Origin of the sequence: Pseudomonas sp. UMAB-08 (genome assembly GCF_900095225.1) — a bacterium.
Classification (GTDB): domain Bacteria; phylum Pseudomonadota; class Gammaproteobacteria; order Pseudomonadales; family Pseudomonadaceae; genus Aquipseudomonas.
On sequence record NZ_LT607423.1, the window covers coordinates 16,820 to 34,789 of the forward strand.

Annotated in this window: 13 protein-coding genes; 8 read left to right on the forward strand and 5 right to left on the reverse strand. The window is 59.1% G+C overall.

Going from position 1 to position 17,970, the window contains the following annotated elements; translation table 11 throughout:
• Nucleotides 1-693 (reverse strand): LysR family transcriptional regulator (locus tag K0F75_RS17045; protein ID WP_257604417.1); only part of this gene is annotated, 693 nt, incomplete at its 3' end.
• A 214-nt stretch (nt 694-907) separates the two neighbouring features.
• Nucleotides 908-1,615: a glutathione S-transferase family protein gene (locus K0F75_RS17050; RefSeq protein WP_219063127.1), complete on the reverse strand. Its 708-nt coding sequence runs from the start codon at nt 1,613-1,615 to the stop codon at nt 908-910.
• Between the two features lie 202 nt (nt 1,616-1,817).
• Here K0F75_RS17050 and K0F75_RS17055 point away from each other — a divergent pair, with 202 nt between their 5' ends.
• Together K0F75_RS17055 and K0F75_RS17060 are read left to right on the forward strand one after the other, a co-directional pair.
• The gene (locus K0F75_RS17055; RefSeq protein WP_219063128.1) at nt 1,818-2,432 is read left to right on the forward strand and encodes a TetR/AcrR family transcriptional regulator; all 615 of its coding nucleotides are present in this window, start codon (nt 1,818-1,820) and stop codon (nt 2,430-2,432) included.
• Nucleotides 2,425-3,132, forward strand: coding sequence for a glutathione binding-like protein (locus K0F75_RS17060; protein ID WP_219063129.1), 708 nt, complete (start codon nt 2,425-2,427; stop codon nt 3,130-3,132). The genes K0F75_RS17055 and K0F75_RS17060 overlap by 8 nt, the downstream gene beginning before the upstream one ends.
• Before the next feature lie 37 nt (nt 3,133-3,169).
• Here K0F75_RS17060 and treS read toward each other — a convergent pair whose 3' ends face one another.
• Nucleotides 3,170-5,236 carry a maltose alpha-D-glucosyltransferase gene (treS, locus tag K0F75_RS17065; RefSeq protein ID WP_219063130.1) on the reverse strand — a complete coding sequence of 689 codons (2,067 nt, stop codon included), beginning with the start codon at nt 5,234-5,236 and terminating at the stop codon, nt 3,170-3,172.
• 213 nt (nt 5,237-5,449) lie between these two features.
• The gene (locus tag K0F75_RS17070) at nt 5,450-7,387 is read right to left on the reverse strand and encodes a DNA topoisomerase III (protein WP_219063246.1); all 1,938 of its coding nucleotides are present in this window, start codon (nt 7,385-7,387) and stop codon (nt 5,450-5,452) included.
• A gap of 272 nt (nt 7,388-7,659) precedes the next feature.
• Here K0F75_RS17070 and K0F75_RS17075 point away from each other — a divergent pair, with 272 nt between their 5' ends.
• Nucleotides 7,660-8,592 carry a universal stress protein gene (locus K0F75_RS17075; RefSeq protein ID WP_219063131.1) on the forward strand — a complete coding sequence of 311 codons (933 nt, stop codon included), beginning with the start codon at nt 7,660-7,662 and terminating at the stop codon, nt 8,590-8,592.
• Here K0F75_RS17075 and K0F75_RS17080 read toward each other — a convergent pair.
• On the reverse strand, nt 8,570-11,188 hold the full coding sequence (locus tag K0F75_RS17080; RefSeq protein ID WP_257604418.1) for a cation-translocating P-type ATPase: 2,619 nt from the start codon (nt 11,186-11,188) through the stop codon (nt 8,570-8,572). The genes K0F75_RS17075 and K0F75_RS17080 overlap by 23 nt on opposite strands.
• Nucleotides 11,189-11,508: 320 nt before the next feature.
• Between K0F75_RS17080 and K0F75_RS25835 the strand changes: the two genes are divergently transcribed.
• The 5 genes from K0F75_RS25835 (at nt 11,509) to nirD (ending at nt 17,942) form a co-directional block, all read left to right on the forward strand.
• On the forward strand, nt 11,509-11,859 hold the full coding sequence (locus K0F75_RS25835; protein ID WP_257604419.1) for a hypothetical protein: 351 nt from the start codon (nt 11,509-11,511) through the stop codon (nt 11,857-11,859).
• Between the two features lie 294 nt (nt 11,860-12,153).
• The gene (locus K0F75_RS17085) at nt 12,154-13,506 is read left to right on the forward strand and encodes an OprD family outer membrane porin (RefSeq protein ID WP_219063132.1); all 1,353 of its coding nucleotides are present in this window, start codon (nt 12,154-12,156) and stop codon (nt 13,504-13,506) included.
• A gap of 252 nt (nt 13,507-13,758) precedes the next feature.
• A complete protein-coding gene (locus tag K0F75_RS17090; RefSeq protein WP_219063133.1) occupies nt 13,759-14,463 on the forward strand; it encodes a YoaK family protein in 705 nt (234 codons plus the stop codon).
• Between the two features lie 525 nt (nt 14,464-14,988).
• On the forward strand, nt 14,989-17,547 hold the full coding sequence (gene nirB / locus K0F75_RS17095) for a nitrite reductase large subunit NirB (RefSeq protein WP_219063134.1): 2,559 nt from the start codon (nt 14,989-14,991) through the stop codon (nt 17,545-17,547).
• Nucleotides 17,547-17,942 (forward strand): nitrite reductase small subunit NirD, encoded by a 396-nt coding sequence (nirD, locus tag K0F75_RS17100; protein ID WP_219063135.1) that lies wholly within the window; start codon nt 17,547-17,549, stop codon nt 17,940-17,942. The genes nirB and nirD overlap by 1 nt, the downstream gene beginning before the upstream one ends.
• Nucleotides 17,943-17,970: the final 28 nt, after the last annotated feature.

Sequence of the window (17,970 nt, forward strand, 5' to 3'; positions counted from 1 at the left end):
CATCGTCACCACATGCCGTGTTTCGCAGACACTCGGCCGCGCCGGTTTAATGTGAATCAGCGACTGATCGAGCAGGAAGCGATTGCCTGACGTTTTATCCACCGCAATGTAATCGTGCTCAAAAAACTCGCGCCACGTCACGCTCTCCCGACTCGCCAAAACATGGTCGCGGCGGCAGGCCAGCACATAGGTGTCCTGTACCAATAACTCAAACTCAAGCCCGACATCCAGATTACCCATGAAACTGAGGCCCAGGTCGGCCTCGCCACTGACCACCGCGTCGTGTACGTCGTGAGCGCTGGCGTCGAGCACCTTTACTCTGATTTTCGGGTAGAGCTGGTGATAGCGAGCGACCACCCGCGGCATGAAGTAATAAGCCGCCGACGGCACACACGCGACTGTGACATGGCCCAGGCGTGTCGACGCGACATCGCTGATACCCAGCAATGCGTCGTCGAGGTCATCGAGCAAACGCTCGGCACGCGGTGCGAACGCCCGCCCTACCATGGTCAGGCTGACGCGGCGTGTGGTGCGTTCGAACAGCTTGACGCCCAACGCTTCCTCAAGCTTTTCGATACGTCGGCTAAGGGCCGGCTGAGAAATATGAATCGCTTCGGCAGCCTTGCCAAAGCTGCCTTTTTCCACCACGGCGCGGAAAGCCTGGAGATCGTTCAGGTCGAAGTTGATAGCCATGGAGCACGCACGCCAGAGGCAATTAATAGGTTGAATACGTCGCGGCAGGGAACAGGGTCATGGATGCATGGTTTCAGGACTCGCGTCTTTCACCTTATTGCGGCGGCGAAACAGGGTACCAAGGAATTGCATTCAGCGAGACCAAAAGTGGACTGAGCGTCGGGCCCCTCTGAACCGGAGCCCAGAGGAAACGTGAAGTGCCAACAAGCACATTTCAATCCGCGCTTTTCAAGTAATTCGAGGGGAAAAGCGCACGCCTCGCCTGTTCATCCAACTCTTTCTTGAACGCATGGTCCTTGCCGACGGCTCGCGCTCGAAGCACCGCCGGGCGAGCATCGATTGTCTGGAACCATCGTTTGAGGTTTGGAAAAGCAGCCAGCGGATCGGCTTCGCCTTTCATCACGCGGGGCGCTCGATCCAGCCAACCCCAGGCTGACATATCAACGATCGAATAATCATCACCCACGATGTAGTCGCGCCCGCTCAGACGGTCATCCAGCACCTGATAGTGCCGCTCGATCTCGCGGCGATAACGATTCACTGCATACTCATTGTCATCCGGCGCTGCGTATTGAAAATGCACAGCCTGGCCCGAGAATGGCCCCAGGCCCGTGCCTATGAAAAACAGCCACGACAGCAGCTCGGGACGATCAACAGGCGTGCCGATAAAGCGTCCGGTTTTCTCACCGAGGTAGAGCAAGATGGCGCTCGAATCGAACACTCTGGCATCGCCGCCACCCGGTCCTTCGGTGTCAACAATGGCCGGTACCTTGCCATTCGGATTGATGGCGCGGAACTCGGGGGTGTGCTGCTCGCCTTTGCTGGTATCAATCGGCACGACTTCATAGGCAAGGCCCAGTTCTTCAAGCAACAGTGCGACTTTGGCCGGGTTGGGTGTCGGGTGGAAATAGAAGCGGATCATGGCGTTCAGCCCTTATGGAGCGTGCGAGGGGTAGTTTTCAGCGACGCTATCGCCACACAGCAATCACCACGTTAATCGCGAAGATTACCCATTGCAGCACGCTAGATGCCTCGCCTTTGCGTTTTAGAACGATTGATTTAGAATAGTTCGGAAAGGACAAAGGGGCAACGGCTTTGTCCGCCTGATGCAGAGGAACAGCGAGATGGCTCGACCAAGAGAATTTGATGAAGCCGCCGTGCTCGATGCAGCCGTGCAATGCTTCTGGGTACGGGGGTATGAAGCCACCTCGATTCGCGACCTTGCCCAGAAAATGGGGATCACGGGCGCCAGCCTTTACAACGCGTTCGGCGATAAACGTTCACTGTATCGACGCGCGCTGGACCACTACCTGGAGCAACGCCTGGTTGAACGCATCAATCGCCTGGAGAAGCTGGCCCCACGTGAAGCGATTGGCGCATTCTTTAGCGAAATCATCGAACGGTCCCTGAACGATCCGCAGAACAAAGGCTGCATGCTAGTGAACGGAGCGCTCGAAGCCTCCCCCCTTGACCCGGGGTTCCAACGTGCCATTGCCGACGTTTTCACGCAGATAGAGGCTTTTTTTCACCGCTGCGTGATAACGGGTCAGCACACCGGGGCAATTTCCACCTCACAGCCTGCCGATGACTTGGCACGCCTGCTTCTGGGCGTCCTGCTGGGCATTCGCGTCCTCGCCCGCGCACGGCCAGAGCGAGACCTGCTGGAAGGCTTGGTGCGTCCAGCCCTTGCCCTACTCGACCATCACACCACTGCAATGGGAAGCATCCGCCATGATTGAGCTCTATTACTGGCCCACCCCCAATGGCCATAAAATCACCCTGTTTCTCGAGGAGGCCGGGCTGGACTACACCCTCCACCCGGTCGATATCAGCGCAGGCGATCAGTTCAAACCAGAGTTTCTGGCTTTCTCGCCCAACAACAGAATGCCCGCCATCATCGACACTGCACCTGCAGATGGCGGTGAGCCGATAACGATTTTCGAATCTGGCGCCATCCTGATGTACCTCGCGGAGAAGACCGGGCTATTCCTGCCCAGCGACGTTCGCGGTCGTAAAACCGTGTCTGAATGGCTGTTCTGGCAAGTAGGTGGCTTGGGTCCCATGGCCGGACAAAACCATCACTTCGGCCTCTATGCGCCCGAGAAAATTCCTTACGCGATCAACCGTTACGTCAACGAGACGAAGCGGCTGTACAGCGTGCTCGACCGTCGGCTGGCCGGTCGGGAGTTTATTGCCGGCGAGCACTACACCATCGCTGACATGGCATCCTACCCTTGGGTTGTCCCATGGAAACAACAGCAACAGAACCTTGACGACTTCCCCAACCTGCGCCGCTGGTTTGAAGCCGTGCAAGCCCGTCCGGCGACGATACGGGCTTACGCCAAAGGCGAACCCTTCTCTAGCCGCCCCGCCGTCACCGAGGACGGCAAGAAAATCCTGTTTGGGCAAACGGCGCCAGAGCGTCCCAAGGGTCAGTAAACCTATGGACCGCAGGAGCGAAGCCGGCCGGTCATCCTCAAACCATCGGCGATGTGCTCACTACCCGTAACGCGAGGCCTTCATAAGCGTCCAGGGTGATGGTGAATTCGCCTTGCTCGGTCAGATCCCCCTCGACTCGTTCATTGATGATATCAACGACCGGGCCGGGGGCGATGTCGGGCAGATGCAAGGTCTCGACGACGGGTTCAGCACTGAAGTTCAGTGCGGTGATCTGGGTGCCCTTCCCGGCTGGCAGTTCGTGAACCATGATCAGCAGACCTGGATGCTGCACGTCAGGGATCAAAATCTGGCGACTCGCGGCGATGTCGTACGCGCGCCGCACAGCCAGTATTTTCTTGAGCTGAGAAACAAAGGAGTCCGGCCGCTGCAATTGATCGACCAGGCTGCCGTACAGCGTCTTCGGACGCGGCATGTTGCCAGCCGAAAACTCCGCGTCAGGGTCGAGGTCGACCAGATCGTAAGCCCCCCGATGAATCCAGCGCGTATCGCCATCCTGCATCAAATGTTGCACCTGCTCGGCTGGCAGCGTCAGCGCGCCCACCAAGTCCCAGCCGGACAAGGCGAAAACACCCGGCTGCATCGCGTTGTACATCACCAACAACAAATGAATGTGCTGGATCTGCTGAATGTCGGCATCTGTGATCGCCTCAAGATCGCGAATACCCAAGGCTGCGGTGATAATGCTGGCCGTGGTGCAGGACACGCCGTTCGTAACGAACTTGAGATTGTAGGGCGCGTGTTCCCCTGCCAGCCGTTCGTACATTTCTTCGCGGATGTGTTCGCGCAAGATGTTTCCAGGGAAGGTCTGCCCCTGATAGTGATAAGTATCGTGGGCGTGCAGCGTCCAGAAGTGCACCAGTTCAAGGGTCAACTCATCATGGTTTTGCAGCGCGTGAATCAGCGAAGCAGGATCAATCCCGAACACATGGACCTGACGCAGCATCAGCCGCAAGAACTCAGTATTGCCGGTCAGTAACGCGTGCTGGTAAGCCGGTCGGGTAATGAAGTCGTAGGACAGATCGGCGCCGCCGTGGGACATGGCAGCGATGTCATCCAGGGTCAGGTTCAGCTCCTGAAAGCTGAAGCCTCCCGCCTTGCGAATGGCGCCGCCCAGCAGTTGATTACCGGTGATCGACAACGGGTGACTCTCTGACCAGGCATTGCCTTCGGCCCTGCGTTCGACCCCGAGAAAACCATTGGCGTCGAGACGTAATACCCGTGCGCCCATGACATCGATGGCATGCAACGCATCGCCGATGATCATCTGTTGTGCGGCAAAGCTTGGGTCCAGCCAGTTGAGTGATGGCTGCCCTTCTTTGAAATAGTGCAGATACACCCAGCGCCGGTCCTTTCCGTCCACGCCCTGAACCACCGGTGTGGCACTCCAATCGGTATCCTTGATGCCCGGTTCGAAGAAAATAACCCGCTGCAACTGCCCCACGATGTAATGCTTGTCTCTGAGACAGTCGACGATTTCCGGCGTGAGGTTCACCGCATCCCGACCTTGCGGAATGTCAGGCAACAGGTGCCAGTCCTCCTCCCTGATCTCGACCATGTGGTAAAGGCCTGGATAGTCTTCGTAGGCCATTTCAGCCAGACGAAAATCAGCGCCTTTGCCCGTGTGAGAAGGAATCACATCGTCGATGATGACGGCGTTGTGCGCAGCGGCGATGCGGCTCAAACGTTGAAATTGCGCGTCGGTGCCCAGCTCTGGGTCGATCTCGAAACTGATCCTGTCGAAGTTGCCATCAATGCTGGGCGTACGAAGACGCCCTTGCAAACCACCGGAGGTTTTGAGTGGGCCGTTGTGAATGCCCTCAATACCGATTTCGGACAAGGCGTGCCACAGCGTCTCATCGGCAAGCGCCTCCAACACAGAGCCGCCCTCACGGGTCACAATGGATGCCGGGTAAGCGGTGAACCAGACCGATGCAATGGCCGAGGCATCTCGGGGGCGAGTCTGCGCATAAGGCCTCTGCCAGAGCCTGCCCTGCCCCGAATACAATTTGGCGCGCTGCTTGGCGGCATTGAGCATCGACTGCTCGACCAGCCACTCCACATACTGCTTGTCCGGGGTCGTCATCTGTTCAGTCACTCCCTCTTTAAGGTGGATTGGAGAAGAACGCCTAAAGCGATATGAGCATCCTCAAGCCAATCCTGTCTGCGCTATTGCCTACCTCTATGAGCGCCAGCAGCGGCAAACGTTGCATCGTTTGCCTATTTCTCCCGTCGCAGTGGTTTCGGTGAGGTCGCCCGATCACCCGTTTTTTAGGACCCGCGTCTCAGTCAAGCCAAGCTATTTGGCTTTACGGCGCTTACGGGTGGTCGCGGCCTTGGGTGCAGCTGCACTGCGCTTCTTCTTCCAGGGCGTATTGCCGCGACCCGCCGGGCTCGCGGGTCCGGCAATGGTCAGGCCCAAGCCAGCGCAACGACCCACTTGTTTGCTCATCCAGGCTGACTGTTTGGCCACGAAGTCCTCCAGGCTCATCTCGCCGCTCTGGACCATATCCAGCGCCTGCTCCCAGATGGCGGTGGTTCCGGGATCGGCGATGGCTCGGGGCACGGCGTCGATCAGGCTGAAGGCTGCCGGGGTGGCGGCTAATGCCTTGCCCTGCTTGATCAGATAGCCCCGATTGAGCAATCCCTGAATGATCCCGGCACGCGTCGCCTCAGTACCGATGCCGGTGGTGTCCTTGAGTTTCTGCTTGAGTCGGGGATCGTCTACCAGTTTGGCGACGTTCTTCATCGCCTTGATCAGATCGCCTTCGGTGAAGGGCTTGGGCGGCTGGGTCCAGAGGTCTTTCAGCGTTACGTCCGCCACGTCACACTCTTGCCCTTCGGTCAGGGCCGGCAGGATTTGGGCCGGAGGCGCTTCGCGGCCTTTGGCGGGCGCCACGGCTTGCGGAAGTGCACGCCGCCAGCCGGGCTCGACGATCACCTTGCCTACTGCGCGCAACGCCTGCCCGGCGCAGTCAAAATCCGCTTGGGTTCGGTCGTATTCGTGGTTTGGTAGAAACTGCGCCAGATAGCGCGCCCGAATCAAGGTGTAGACCGCCCGGTGCTTACCTGCCAGGCGCCCAAGGTCTATCGCTGCGGCAGTCGGGATGATGCCGTGGTGGGCGCTGACCTTCGCGTCGTTCCACGCCCGCGAGCGGCGCTTGGGGTCTATGTGTTTCAGCAGGTCTGCCAGGTCCGGATCGGCACGGCCCAAGGCAGCCAGAATCCCTGGTGCTTCGCTGTGCTGGCTCAGCGGCAGGTAGCCGCAATCACTGCGCGGGTAGGTAATGACTTTATGGGTTTCGTAAAGTGCCTGGGCGATGTCCAGGGTTTCTTGAGCGCCAAAGCCCAGTTTTTTGGAGCACACTTCCTGCAGAGTCCCCAAATCGAACAGCAACGGCGGTGCTTCGCGCATGCGCTCGGTGCGCAGCTTGATCACCCGTGCGCTGGCGGCCTTGGCCATGGCGGCTGCAGCCTCTTGAGCCAGCGCCTGGTTCAAGCAGCGACCGTGCTCGTCACACGTGTCTTCGTGCGCGCGCCACTGGGCGGTTAAATACGCGCCGTCGCAGAGTAGCTGCACATCAATCGCCCAATACGGGACCGGCACGAAATCGGCAATGCTGCGGTCGCGGTCCACGACCAGGCGCAGGGTCGGTGTCTGTACCCGCCCCACTGGCAGCACGCCTTGATAGCCGGACTGGCGCCCAAGCAAGGTGAACAAGCGACTCATGTTCATCCCAATCAACCAGTCGGCGCGCGAGCGGCCCAGCGCCGAATGATAGAGACTAAACGTCTCGACACCGGGCTTGAGCGCCGCCAGCGCCTTACGGATCGACGCATCGTCGAGGGCTGATAGCCAGAGCCGTTGGATCGGCCCACGGTACCGACAATACTCCACCAGCTCTCGGGCAATCATTTCACCCTCACGGTCGGCATCCGTCGCAATGACCAGCTCACGGGCCTCACCGAGCAAACGTTTGACAGCCTTGAACTGGCTTGCAGTCTTCGGCTTGACCAGCATTTTCCACTCTTTGGGTACGATCGGCAGATCGGCCAGGACCCAGCGTTTGTACCGGGCGTCATAAGCGTCCGGCGGTGCCGTTTCCAATAGATGACCGATGCACCAGGTCACCGTGACGTTCGATCCCACCCAGCAGCCATCGCCGCGCCTGTCAGCGCCCAGTACCTTGGCAATGTCTTTGGCCTGGGAAGGTTTTTCACACAGGAAGAGCCGCATGGTCATCATCGTTCATTGCGTCGGGGGATGAGGTGCAGCATGCGCAGTGTTGGGGGTTGAGGCAACCTTTATCTGTATGGATGTACAGCCTTATCGCGCATCTGTTGGCCTGGAGCCTGTTCGGGATCATCAGCGCCGCGAACATCTGGTTGCTTGCGCAACTGGCTATATTAAGGTTGATCCACATCAAATACTGCGCCACGACCTGGAGCATGCTTGCATTAAGCGGCTACCATCGGTGGCAACTAACGACTTTTTCGCCGGGGTGCATCATGACCAATCAACAGCGACTCATGCTCATTGTTCCTCCTTTGCTGGAGAAAACCCCGGCGTTTGAGCGCGCCGCAGCATTGGCAAAAGCCAAAGGTGCTGCCTTGCACATTGTTGCCTTTGATTATCTGGAAGGCTTGGCGACCGCCGGACTGGTCAACGCGCGGGCACTGGAGGAAATGCGCTCCAGCTATGTCGAGCGCCATCGTCAATGGCTGGAAGAGCAAGCGCATCCGCTACGTCATTTGGGCATAGAAGTCACGACAGCAGTGGTCTGGGCTGAACATCCCCTGAAGGAAATGCTCACGTACTTGCACGAAATGCCTGTTGACCTGGTGATCAAGGATTTGCAACACGAGTCCTTACTAAAGCGCGCTGTATTTACCACCCTGGACCTGCAACTGCTTCATGAGTGTCCCTACCCTTTGCACTTTGTTGCAAAAAGCCATAACCCTACGCCTCGCAGAATCGTTGCAGCGGTTGATCTACTGCATCCCGATGATCAGTATTCCGGGTTCAATGACACGATCATTCACGAAGCGTTGAAACTGGGTACTCAATGCAACGCTCAGGTGGATGTGGTGTATGCCTATGACCTGTCAATGATTGATGCGGCGGATTATAGCTACGCCAGTGCCTCAATGATGTTCGATTCAAACCTGGCACCGACTACACCGACCTTGTACGAACTGGAAAATGTAGCCTTCGATACATTGGCTGAACGCAACGGTGTTCCCGTGGAGAACCGTCACTTTATGCTGGGAAGCCCTTCCAAGGTATTAGCCCGCTTTGCCGAGAGCCAAGACATCGACGTTATCGTTATGGGCCGGCTACACCACCGAAGCTTGGGGCATCTGCTGGGAAGCACGGCAGAGCGCATCCTTTACAAGATGCCGGGCAGTGTTTTGATACTCAATCCAGACACCTCGATTTAAGGGCGTTGGTTGAACGGGCACGAAGGCCCCACTTGACGCATTCGAACCAGATCAGGCTCAAAGTCGAGACGCCGAGCGCCGCTGCGAGCAACACAGGCGTTGGCGTCACGAACGAAAACAGCCGGCTGATGGCGGGTACGAAAAGCACCCCACACAGCATGGCGATCGTGCCCACCGCGATCCAGCCGAATTGCCGATTGGAGGCACTGCTGCTGTGCCAGGTGCTGTGAACCCAAGAGCGATTGGCCTGTATCAGGGCGAGGTTCGATAGCACCAGCACGACAAATGTCAGCGCTCGCGCCATGTCATCACGACCGGCATCCTCAGGCACCACCAAGTGCGCACTCGCGTAAGTCCCCAGCAACAACACCAGCAAACCACCCCCCTGCCACACGCCACGCACCATCAAGGCCCTGTCGAACAGACGCTGATCCGTGCGCCGTGGCGCAACCTTCATCGCATCCGCCTCCAGCGCCTCGGCTTCGAACACCACCGAACACGCGGGGTCGATAATGAGTTGCAGGAAGAGGATGTGTACCGGCATCAGCAGCATCGGCAAGCCGATCAATACAGGCAGGATTGACAGTCCGACGATGGGGACATGCGCCGCCACCACGAAGGCAATCGCTTTGCGCAGGTTGGCAAACACCCGACGACCATAACGAACCGCCGTCACGAGTGAGGCAAAGTCGTCGTTCAATAGCACCAGCGCGGCCGCCTCGCGCGCGACCTCGGTGCCTCGCGCGCCCATGGCGACGCCAATGTCGGCGGCCTTCAGCGCCGGAGCGTCGTTGACGCCGTCGCCCGTCATCGCGACCACATCGCCCCGAGCGCGGAATGCCCGTACGAGGCGCAGCTTCTGATCGGGCTGCACACGGCAGAAGATATGCGTATCGGCAAGGCGCGCCGTCAGGGCCTCATCGCTCAAGGTGGCGAGCTCAGTCCCGGTGATGACTGGCGCCTCAGCACTCAAACCCGCCTGCCGCGCTATCGAGATCGCAGTGGCCGGGTGGTCGCCCGTCATCATCACGACACGTATGCCTGCGGCTTTGCACTCCGCGATGGCCTGCGGCACGTCGGGCCGCACCGGGTCCTCCAGAGCAACCAGTCCGAGGAACTGAAAATCGAAGTCATGCTGCAGTTTCGGCAGCGCCTCTGTATCAAACGTGGCCTGCGCGACACCCAGCACGCGCAGGCCGTCGCTCGCCATCGCCAGGACCTGTCTGGCGATCGCAGCACTGCGCGTGGCGTCCAGGTGACATAGATCGACGATGGCCTCCGGCGCGCCTTTGGCCGCAATGAGGCGAGCAGGCGAGCCCTTGTCCGGGCTTTGCCATACTCGGGACATTGCCAGCATTTCGGGTGATAACGGGTAGTCGTCGACGAGCGTCCAGTTGCCGTGCAGGTGTTCGGTGTTGGCCAGCAGGCGCTGGCCGGCTTCACCGATGGCCAACTCCATCGGATCAAACGCACGGCGATGACTCGCCAGCACCGCATACTCCAGCAGGCCATGCAACGCCTCCTGCAGCGGTGCAGCTCCCGCCTGCGAGGTGTCGTAAGTTGCCTCTTCGGACCACAGGCGCCGCACCGTCATTCGGTTTGCGGTCAGCGTGCCGGTCTTGTCGACGCACAACACCGTCGTCGCCCCCAGCAACTCGATGGCGGGAATGCTGCGGGCCAGTACTTTCTCGCGGGCCAGACGCCAGGCTCCCAGCCCCAGAAAAAGCGTCAGCACAACCGGCAGTTCCTCGGGCAGGATGGCCATCGCCAACGTAAGCCCGGCCAATAGACCCTGCAGCCAGCTGCCGAGGATGAGTGCGTGGGTAACGGCGAGGGAAGCGGCCAGTGCCAGGCCGACGAGCGCCACGCGTTTGACAACCCAACGCGTCTCCTGCTGGATCGGTGTGGTCTCGACCACGATCCCTGCGAGCGATTGGCCGATGCGCCCCAGCGCGCTGCGCTCGCCAGTAGCGATAACCCGCCCACGCGCAGTGCCGCGCGTGACCAGCGTGCCCGAAAAGGCCCGCGACAGATCCGCTGCATTCTGTGCGATGGCCCCATCGTCATCGATCACGTTCAAAGGCGACGCATGCTTGTCCACCGATGTCGACTCCCCTGTCAGCAGTGACTCGTCGACCGCAAAATTCGGTGCGTCGATGAGCTGCAGGTCGGCAGGCACCCGGTCACCTTCAGCGAGAAGCACGATGTCACCCAGCACCAGCTCTCGGGCCGCGATCCGGCGTAGCAGGCCGTCGCGCTGGACCTGGGCTTGCGGGCTGGACAGATCGCGCAGAGCGTCCAGCGAGCGCTCGCTACGACGCTGCTGGACAAAGCTCATGCCCATGACCACAAAGACGAAGCCCAGAAGCATCAACGCTTCCTGCGCATCCCCCAGCACCATGTAGAGCGCACCACACGCCAGCAACAGCAGAAACATCGGTTCAGTCACGACCTGGCGAACCAGACGCAGCACGCTTCGTGGTTGCGAAACCGGCATCTCGTTCGGGCCATCCCGGCCAAGACGAAGTTGAGCCTCACACTCGCTCAGACCCACCTCAGCAATGACGTGCGCCTCCAGAGGCGAGAAATCTTTCATCGTGTGTCCTGCATGACAGGCTTTTCATGGTTGAGGTCGGTTCGGGGCCACGGATCGACACACACAACAAGAAGCATCCCCGAGGTCAGCCGTGCGGCGGTCTCGAAACGCCGGTGTCTGCAGGGGGTAGTTGTCGTGCTTGATCTGACCATCCGCTTGACTCTACTCGTCAAGCGGAGTTTGCGTCCGTGCGTCACGTGAACATATATCGGGTGGCAGTGAGTGGCTTGATTTGGGTCAAAAAAAGCAATGGAGCATGGAGTGAGTGGACTCATTACTACGGAGTGCTAAAGTCGGCATTTTCAGGACGAGGAAACATAATGCGGATGCTAATAGGTGCCCTGACCTTGGGGGTGTTGGCTGGATGTACAGCGCCGGCCATGAATGAGGCCAGATCCCAAGGCCCGTACAAGACGTTTTTATCTCAGAAGTCAGGCCAGCTCGTCGCCCAATGTATCCAGTTCGCCTGGCAGGATGAGTCAGTCTTTGGCGTAGAAGGTGATGCATTTATACATTCCGGTAGCCAGAAAGATCTCACGGTCTACACAAGGGGCTCGGAGTACTTCGTTGATGTGCTCGGTGGGGCGTCCGGCACAACTGTCAATTATTACCAGACACTGAGTAATTCGATTGCAGAGCGCAGGCTTAGCGCGCTGGCGACCTGTCTCTAAACATTCGCGTCAGGTTAAAGGGGATTTAGATCCATCAGATCCCCTGCAAAAAAAATGAAAAGAGCTCCGTCCACTTCACACTCCCCCACCAACCTACCTTTTCAAGCAACGGTCAATGCGACGTTCCTCTGAGCGCCCTGTCATATAACTGTCATGTCCTTGTTTCCTAATGCGTTTCGAAATGTTGCAGCGCCAACGGTGTTAACCGCCCGCGCTGCCATGCCGTGGCTGACCGGCTGTGCCGGGCTGCCCCTGCATAAGTAGTTTGAAATACTCCTGTGAACGAGACCCATGATGATCAAGAAGCTCAACAAACCCATTGTCGGCGCCTTGCTAGGCAGCGTGATGATGTCTGCTCAAGCAGACTTTATTGACGACAGCCATGCCGATCTGACGTTGCTCAATCGCTACCTTAATCAGCAAGGCCGCGATGTGGCGGGCAGCAGCGCCAAGGCCAAAAGCTACCGTGACTGGGGTCAGGGCTTTCAGCTCAACTTCAAGTCTGGTTATACCGAAGGCACGGTGGGCGTTGGTCTGGACGTGGAGGCGTTTTATGGCCTCAAACTCGACTCTGGCGGCGACTTGAACAACAAAAACCATCAAAGTCGTTACCCAGGCAGCATGTTCCCGCTGGACGATGGAAAGTCTGCCAGCGACTTCGCTGTTCTGAGCCCCACCTTGAAAATGCGCTTCCTGAAAGACGAGCTGCGTATCGGCACGCTTTATCAAAACAACCCGATGCTGGCCAACACCGATGGGCGTCTGTACCACCAGACCAATACCGGGGCGCAGTTGGTGTCCAAGGATTTGTCCGACTTCACCTTTACCGGTGGCGATATCATCCGGACGAAAATCCGCAATGAGACCAACGACAGTGACATGACCACTGGCGGCGGTAACAAGCTCAGCGACCGCTTCCTCTATGGCGGTGCCGATTACACGGGGATTGCCGACACAACCTTGAGCCTGTGGTACTCCAACCTGCAGGATTACTACCAGCAAGCCTTTATCGGCGCCAAACACACCACTCAGCTACCTGTCGGCAGCCTCGCCAGTGATTTTCGTGCTTACCGCAGCCTGGGCATCGGCGCCAACTCAGCCGGGGACAGTGACTATGCAACCGCCGGTTACTACGGTGATGGCCTGAAAAAGGGCCAGATCAACCAGTCGACCATCAGCTTGATGGAAAGCTATAGCCTGGCAGGCCATACCTTGGGCCTGGGTCTCCAGAAAAACACCGGCGAAAGCGACTTCCCCTACCTCGACTCAGGCCTGAACAGCGGTGACGCACGTCAGGGTCCAGGCGCAGGCGCTGATACCCCGGCGCTGACCAACCTGCAATTGAATAAGTTCCAGCACGCTGGCGAGCGCACGTGGCTCGCGCAGTACAAATATGACTTTGGCCAGTTGGGTGTCAAAGGTCTGGGCTTCGCAGCCACTTATGGCCACGGTGACCAAATCAAGGTGGCCAGCGGTGGTAGCAGTGAATGGGAGCGCGACCTTGCGCTGGCCTATCAAGTGCCAGAGGGGAAACTCAAGGGGCTGGGTGTCACCTGGAAGAATGCCCGGGCCAATCCAAGTATGACTGGACAGACGATGCAAGATGAGAATCGCTTCTACGTGAGCTATATCGTGCCGCTGTGGTAATGCACGACCGGACATGAACGCTGTCAGGGCGAAGTAATCTGGCTTACCCATGCTTCGCGTGGGTAAGTCGCCTTAAAATGAACCGGTTGACTGTTGGCGCAACCACGAAAAATCCCGCTCGAAAAGCAAGGAGTCCTTGAAGAGGCATTCGTCGAATTCAAATCCCCTGGGCTTTGCCTCATACTCCGCGCTGAGATATGACGATACCAGCACCTTGACCTCACGAATCATCCCAGGGAGCCCGATACGCTGATGCTGCCTTCCCCCTTTAAAAACCTTACCAATCCCGCACGGCTGCACACACAGAAATGGCGTGGGCGCGTTGGCCTTTGTCTGGTTGCCGGCCTCTCGGTATTGGCAGGCATGACGGACGCTATCGGCTTCATGGCAACCGGCGACTTCGTATCGTTCATGAGCGGCAACACCACCCGCCTGGCCGTGGCCATCAGCGAAGGCGACTTCGGGCTTATGCTGCGACTGCTTGTCGTCGTTGCCACGTTTATCGGCGGCAATACACTGGGCATTGTCGTAAGCCGAATGACAGGGCGACGCGCCCTTCCCTTGCTGCTGTGCATCGCTGCGTTGCTGAGCGCTGCGGCAGCCTTGCCATTGACCGCTCAACTGCCGGCACTGTTGGCCGCTATTATCGCCATGGGCATGCTCAACGCCGCCGTCGAAGAGGTCAATGGCTTCCCCATTGGCCTGACTTACGTGACAGGTGCACTCTCACGATTCGGCCGAGGATTAGGCCGGTGGATGCTGGGGGAACGAAGAAATGGATGGCGAGTTCAGTTGATACCCTGGACCGGCATGTTTGCAGGCGCAGTGATCGGCGCATTGCTGGAGCAGCAACTGGGTATGAAAGCTCTATTGTTCAGCGGCTTGCTTTCTGCCGTCCTGGGGTTTGCCGCACTGAAAATCCCACGTCGCTGGCAACTGGCTTATATGCCTAAATAAGGGCAATCAGCATTCCCCCCGCTTTTCCAGACTGCGCAGCAGCTTGCGGGGGGAATAGTCATGCAATGTCGACTCCATCACCCACGACCTACCTTGCCCCAAATGAGGGAACCGGGAAACTTATCCGCACCCTTCTGGTTCAATGTGCTCATTGGCAATTGACCCGATCACGTTGCCAGGTCTGTAGAGAGCACCTGAAAAAGACCCGCCGTATAGCGCTTCAACCCTCCCCTGCTTAGCGATCCCTGGATCGAAAGACCTCCCGCCGGCACTGGCATGAAACCTGCTTTAGTCCTGACAAACCTGTAGAAATCTCCGACAGGACATCCTTGCGTGGTCACCGACGACCACCTGCCAGCACTGGCGCAGGACGGGTGAACCAGGCAGCGCGGCCTCGGTTAATCACCCCACCACACATCCATGAATACCAGGCAAAGACGCCTGGAGCTGTCACACGGCTCCAGGCGTTTTTTTTGCTTTTTTTTCTGGCCATGCCACGGCAGCGGCTTCGACTGAGGAAAGGTTATGAACGCAACCGCCACCCCGATCAAGAGCGAAACACTGGTCGTCATCGGCAACGGCATGGTCGGCCACCATTGCGTCGAGCAGTTGATCGAGCATGGCGCGCTCGCTCACTATCACGTGCATGTGTTCGGTGAAGAGCGGCAGCGTGCCTACGACCGCGTACATCTTTCCGAGTACTTCGGTGGCCGTGATGCAGAGTCCCTCGCACTTGGCGAGGCCGATCTGTATGCCCGCCACGGCGTGCAGCTGCACCTCGGCGTGCAGGTGCTCGAGATTGACCGCGAGCGTAAGGAAGTGGTCACCAGCGCCGGACGCCAGGCTTATGACCGCCTGGTTCTGGCCACCGGCTCCTACCCTTTTGTGCCGCCGATCCCCGGTGCTGAAGGCCGCTCCCGGTTGGTCTACCGCACCCTGGACGACCTCGACGCCATCCGCGAAGCCGCCACCAACGCCCGACGCGGCGTGGTGGTAGGCGGCGGTCTGCTTGGCCTTGAAGCCGCCAACGCATTGAAGTCCCTGGGGCTGGAAGCCCATGTCGTTGAATTCGCCCCACAACTGATGCCGGTGCAACTGGACAGCTCAGGTGGCGAAGCACTGCGGGCACGGATCGAGGCCCTGGGCGTCGGCGTGCACCTTTCACGAGCAACCCAGGAGATCGTTATCGGTGAAGAGTATGCCTATCGCATGAACTTCAACGGTGGCGAATTCCTTGAAACCGACCTGATCGTATTCTCTGCCGGCATCCGCCCGCAGGACGCTATCGGCCGCAGCGCCGGGCTGGACGTGGCGCCGCGTGGCGGCCTGGTGGTGGACAATCATTGCCGCACCAGCGACCCCGATATCTTCGCCATCGGCGAGTGTGCATCCTGGAACGGCAGCATTTTTGGCCTGGTCGCGCCGGGCTACAGCATGGCGCGTAACGTTGCCGCGCAACTGGCGGGGCAGCATTACGAGCCCTTTACCGGCGCAGACATGTCGACCAAGCTCAAACTGTTGGGCGTCGATGTCGGTTCTATCGGCGACGCTCACGCGGCGACTACCGGCGCCAAGAGCTACCGTTTTATCGACGAAGCCAGCGCCAGCTATCGCCGTCTGGTGGTCTCTGCCGATGGCAAGCATGTGCTGGGCGCGGTACTGATCGGCGATAACAGCTATTACGACACCCTGCTGCAATACGCACAGAACGGCATAGCGCTGCCCAAGGACCCGTCCAGCCTGATCCTGCCGCTGTCAGACGGCGCACCGACACTCGGTGCCGATGCGCTGCCGGACACCGCCACTATTTGCTCCTGCCATAACGTCACCAAGGGCGCGGTGTGCTGTGCGGTCGACGCGGGTTGCGTCGACCTCGGCGAGCTCAAGGGCAAGACCAAGGCCGCCACCGGCTGTGGCGGTTGCAGCGCACTGCTCAAGCAGGTCTTCGACCACGAACTCAGCGCCCGCGGCGTCGCCGTCGACAAAAGCCTCTGCGAGCACTTCGCCTATACCCGTCAGGAGCTGTACGCCCTGGTGCGTGTGGAAGGCATCATCAGCTTCGACGAAATGCTGGCCAAGCATGGACGCGGCCACACTGGCTGCGATATCTGCAAGCCTGCGATGGGTTCGATTCTAGCCTCATGCTGGAACCAGCCGATCATGGACCCATCGTTGGTGCACCTGCAGGACACCAACGACACGTTCATGGCCAACATGCAGAAGAACGGCACCTACTCGATCATCCCGCGCATCGCCGCCGGCGAAATCACCCCGGACAAGTTGATCGCCTTGGGCGCCGTTGCGAAAAAGTACGACCTCTACACCAAGATCACTGGCGGCCAGCGCATCGACCTGTTCGGCGCCCAATTGCATCAGTTGCCAGACATCTGGGGCGAACTGATCGAGGCCGGTTTCGAGACCGGTCACGGCTACGGCAAGTCTTTGCGCACGGTCAAATCTTGCGTCGGCAGCACGTGGTGCCGCTATGGCGTTCAGGACAGTGTGAGCATGGCTCTGCTCCTCGAGAACCGCTACAAGGGCCTGCGCGCGCCGCATAAATTCAAGCTTGCGGTTTCCGGCTGCACCCGCGAATGCGCCGAAGCGCAGAGCAAGGACGTCGGGGTGATCGCCACCGAGAAAGGCTGGAATCTCTATGTCTGTGGCAACGGCGGCATGCGCCCGCGTCACGCCGAACTGCTAGCCACGGACCTGGATGACGCAACCCTGCTGCGCTACGTCGACCGGTTCCTGATGTTCTACATCCGCACCGCCGACAAATTGCAGCGCACCTCCGTCTGGCGCGAGAGCCTGGATGGCGGCCTGGACTACCTCAAGGACGTCATCATCAACGACAGCCTGGGGCTTGGGGCGGAGCTGGAGTCGCAGATGCAGTTGGTCATTGACCGGTACGAATGCGAATGGGCCAACGCTATCAATGACCCGGAAAAGCTCAAGCGCTTCCGGACCTTCGTCAACGACGAGCGCGGTGACCCGGATATCCATTTCGTCAAAGAACGAGGCCAGCGCCGCCCGGTGCATGCTAACGAACTCCACCTGATTCCCGTTACCCAGGAGGTGCTCTGATGAGCCAGTCAAACGTCGTCCGTATCGAACCCCGCCACGCGATTGAAAGCCCTGCGCAATGGCGGATGCTGTGCAGCCGTCAAGACCTGGTGGCCAATTCCGGTGTCGTCGCCTGGCTCGATGGCGCCCAGGTCGCGCTGTTCCACCTGCCCGACAACCAAGGCAAGACCCTCTACGCCATCGACAACCGCGACCCGAAGTCAGGCGCAAATGTTATTGGTCGAGGCATCGTCGGTAATCTTAAGGGCGACCTGGTTATCGCCTCGCCGCTGTATAAGCAGCACTTCCGTCTCGAAGACGGCAGCTGCCTGGAGTATCCGGAACAGAACCTGCGAGTCTGGCCGGTGCGTTTGAACGGGGATGCTGTGGAGATTGGAGTGAGTGCAGCGCTTTAGCGTTAAACAGTGAGAACAGTCCTGATGC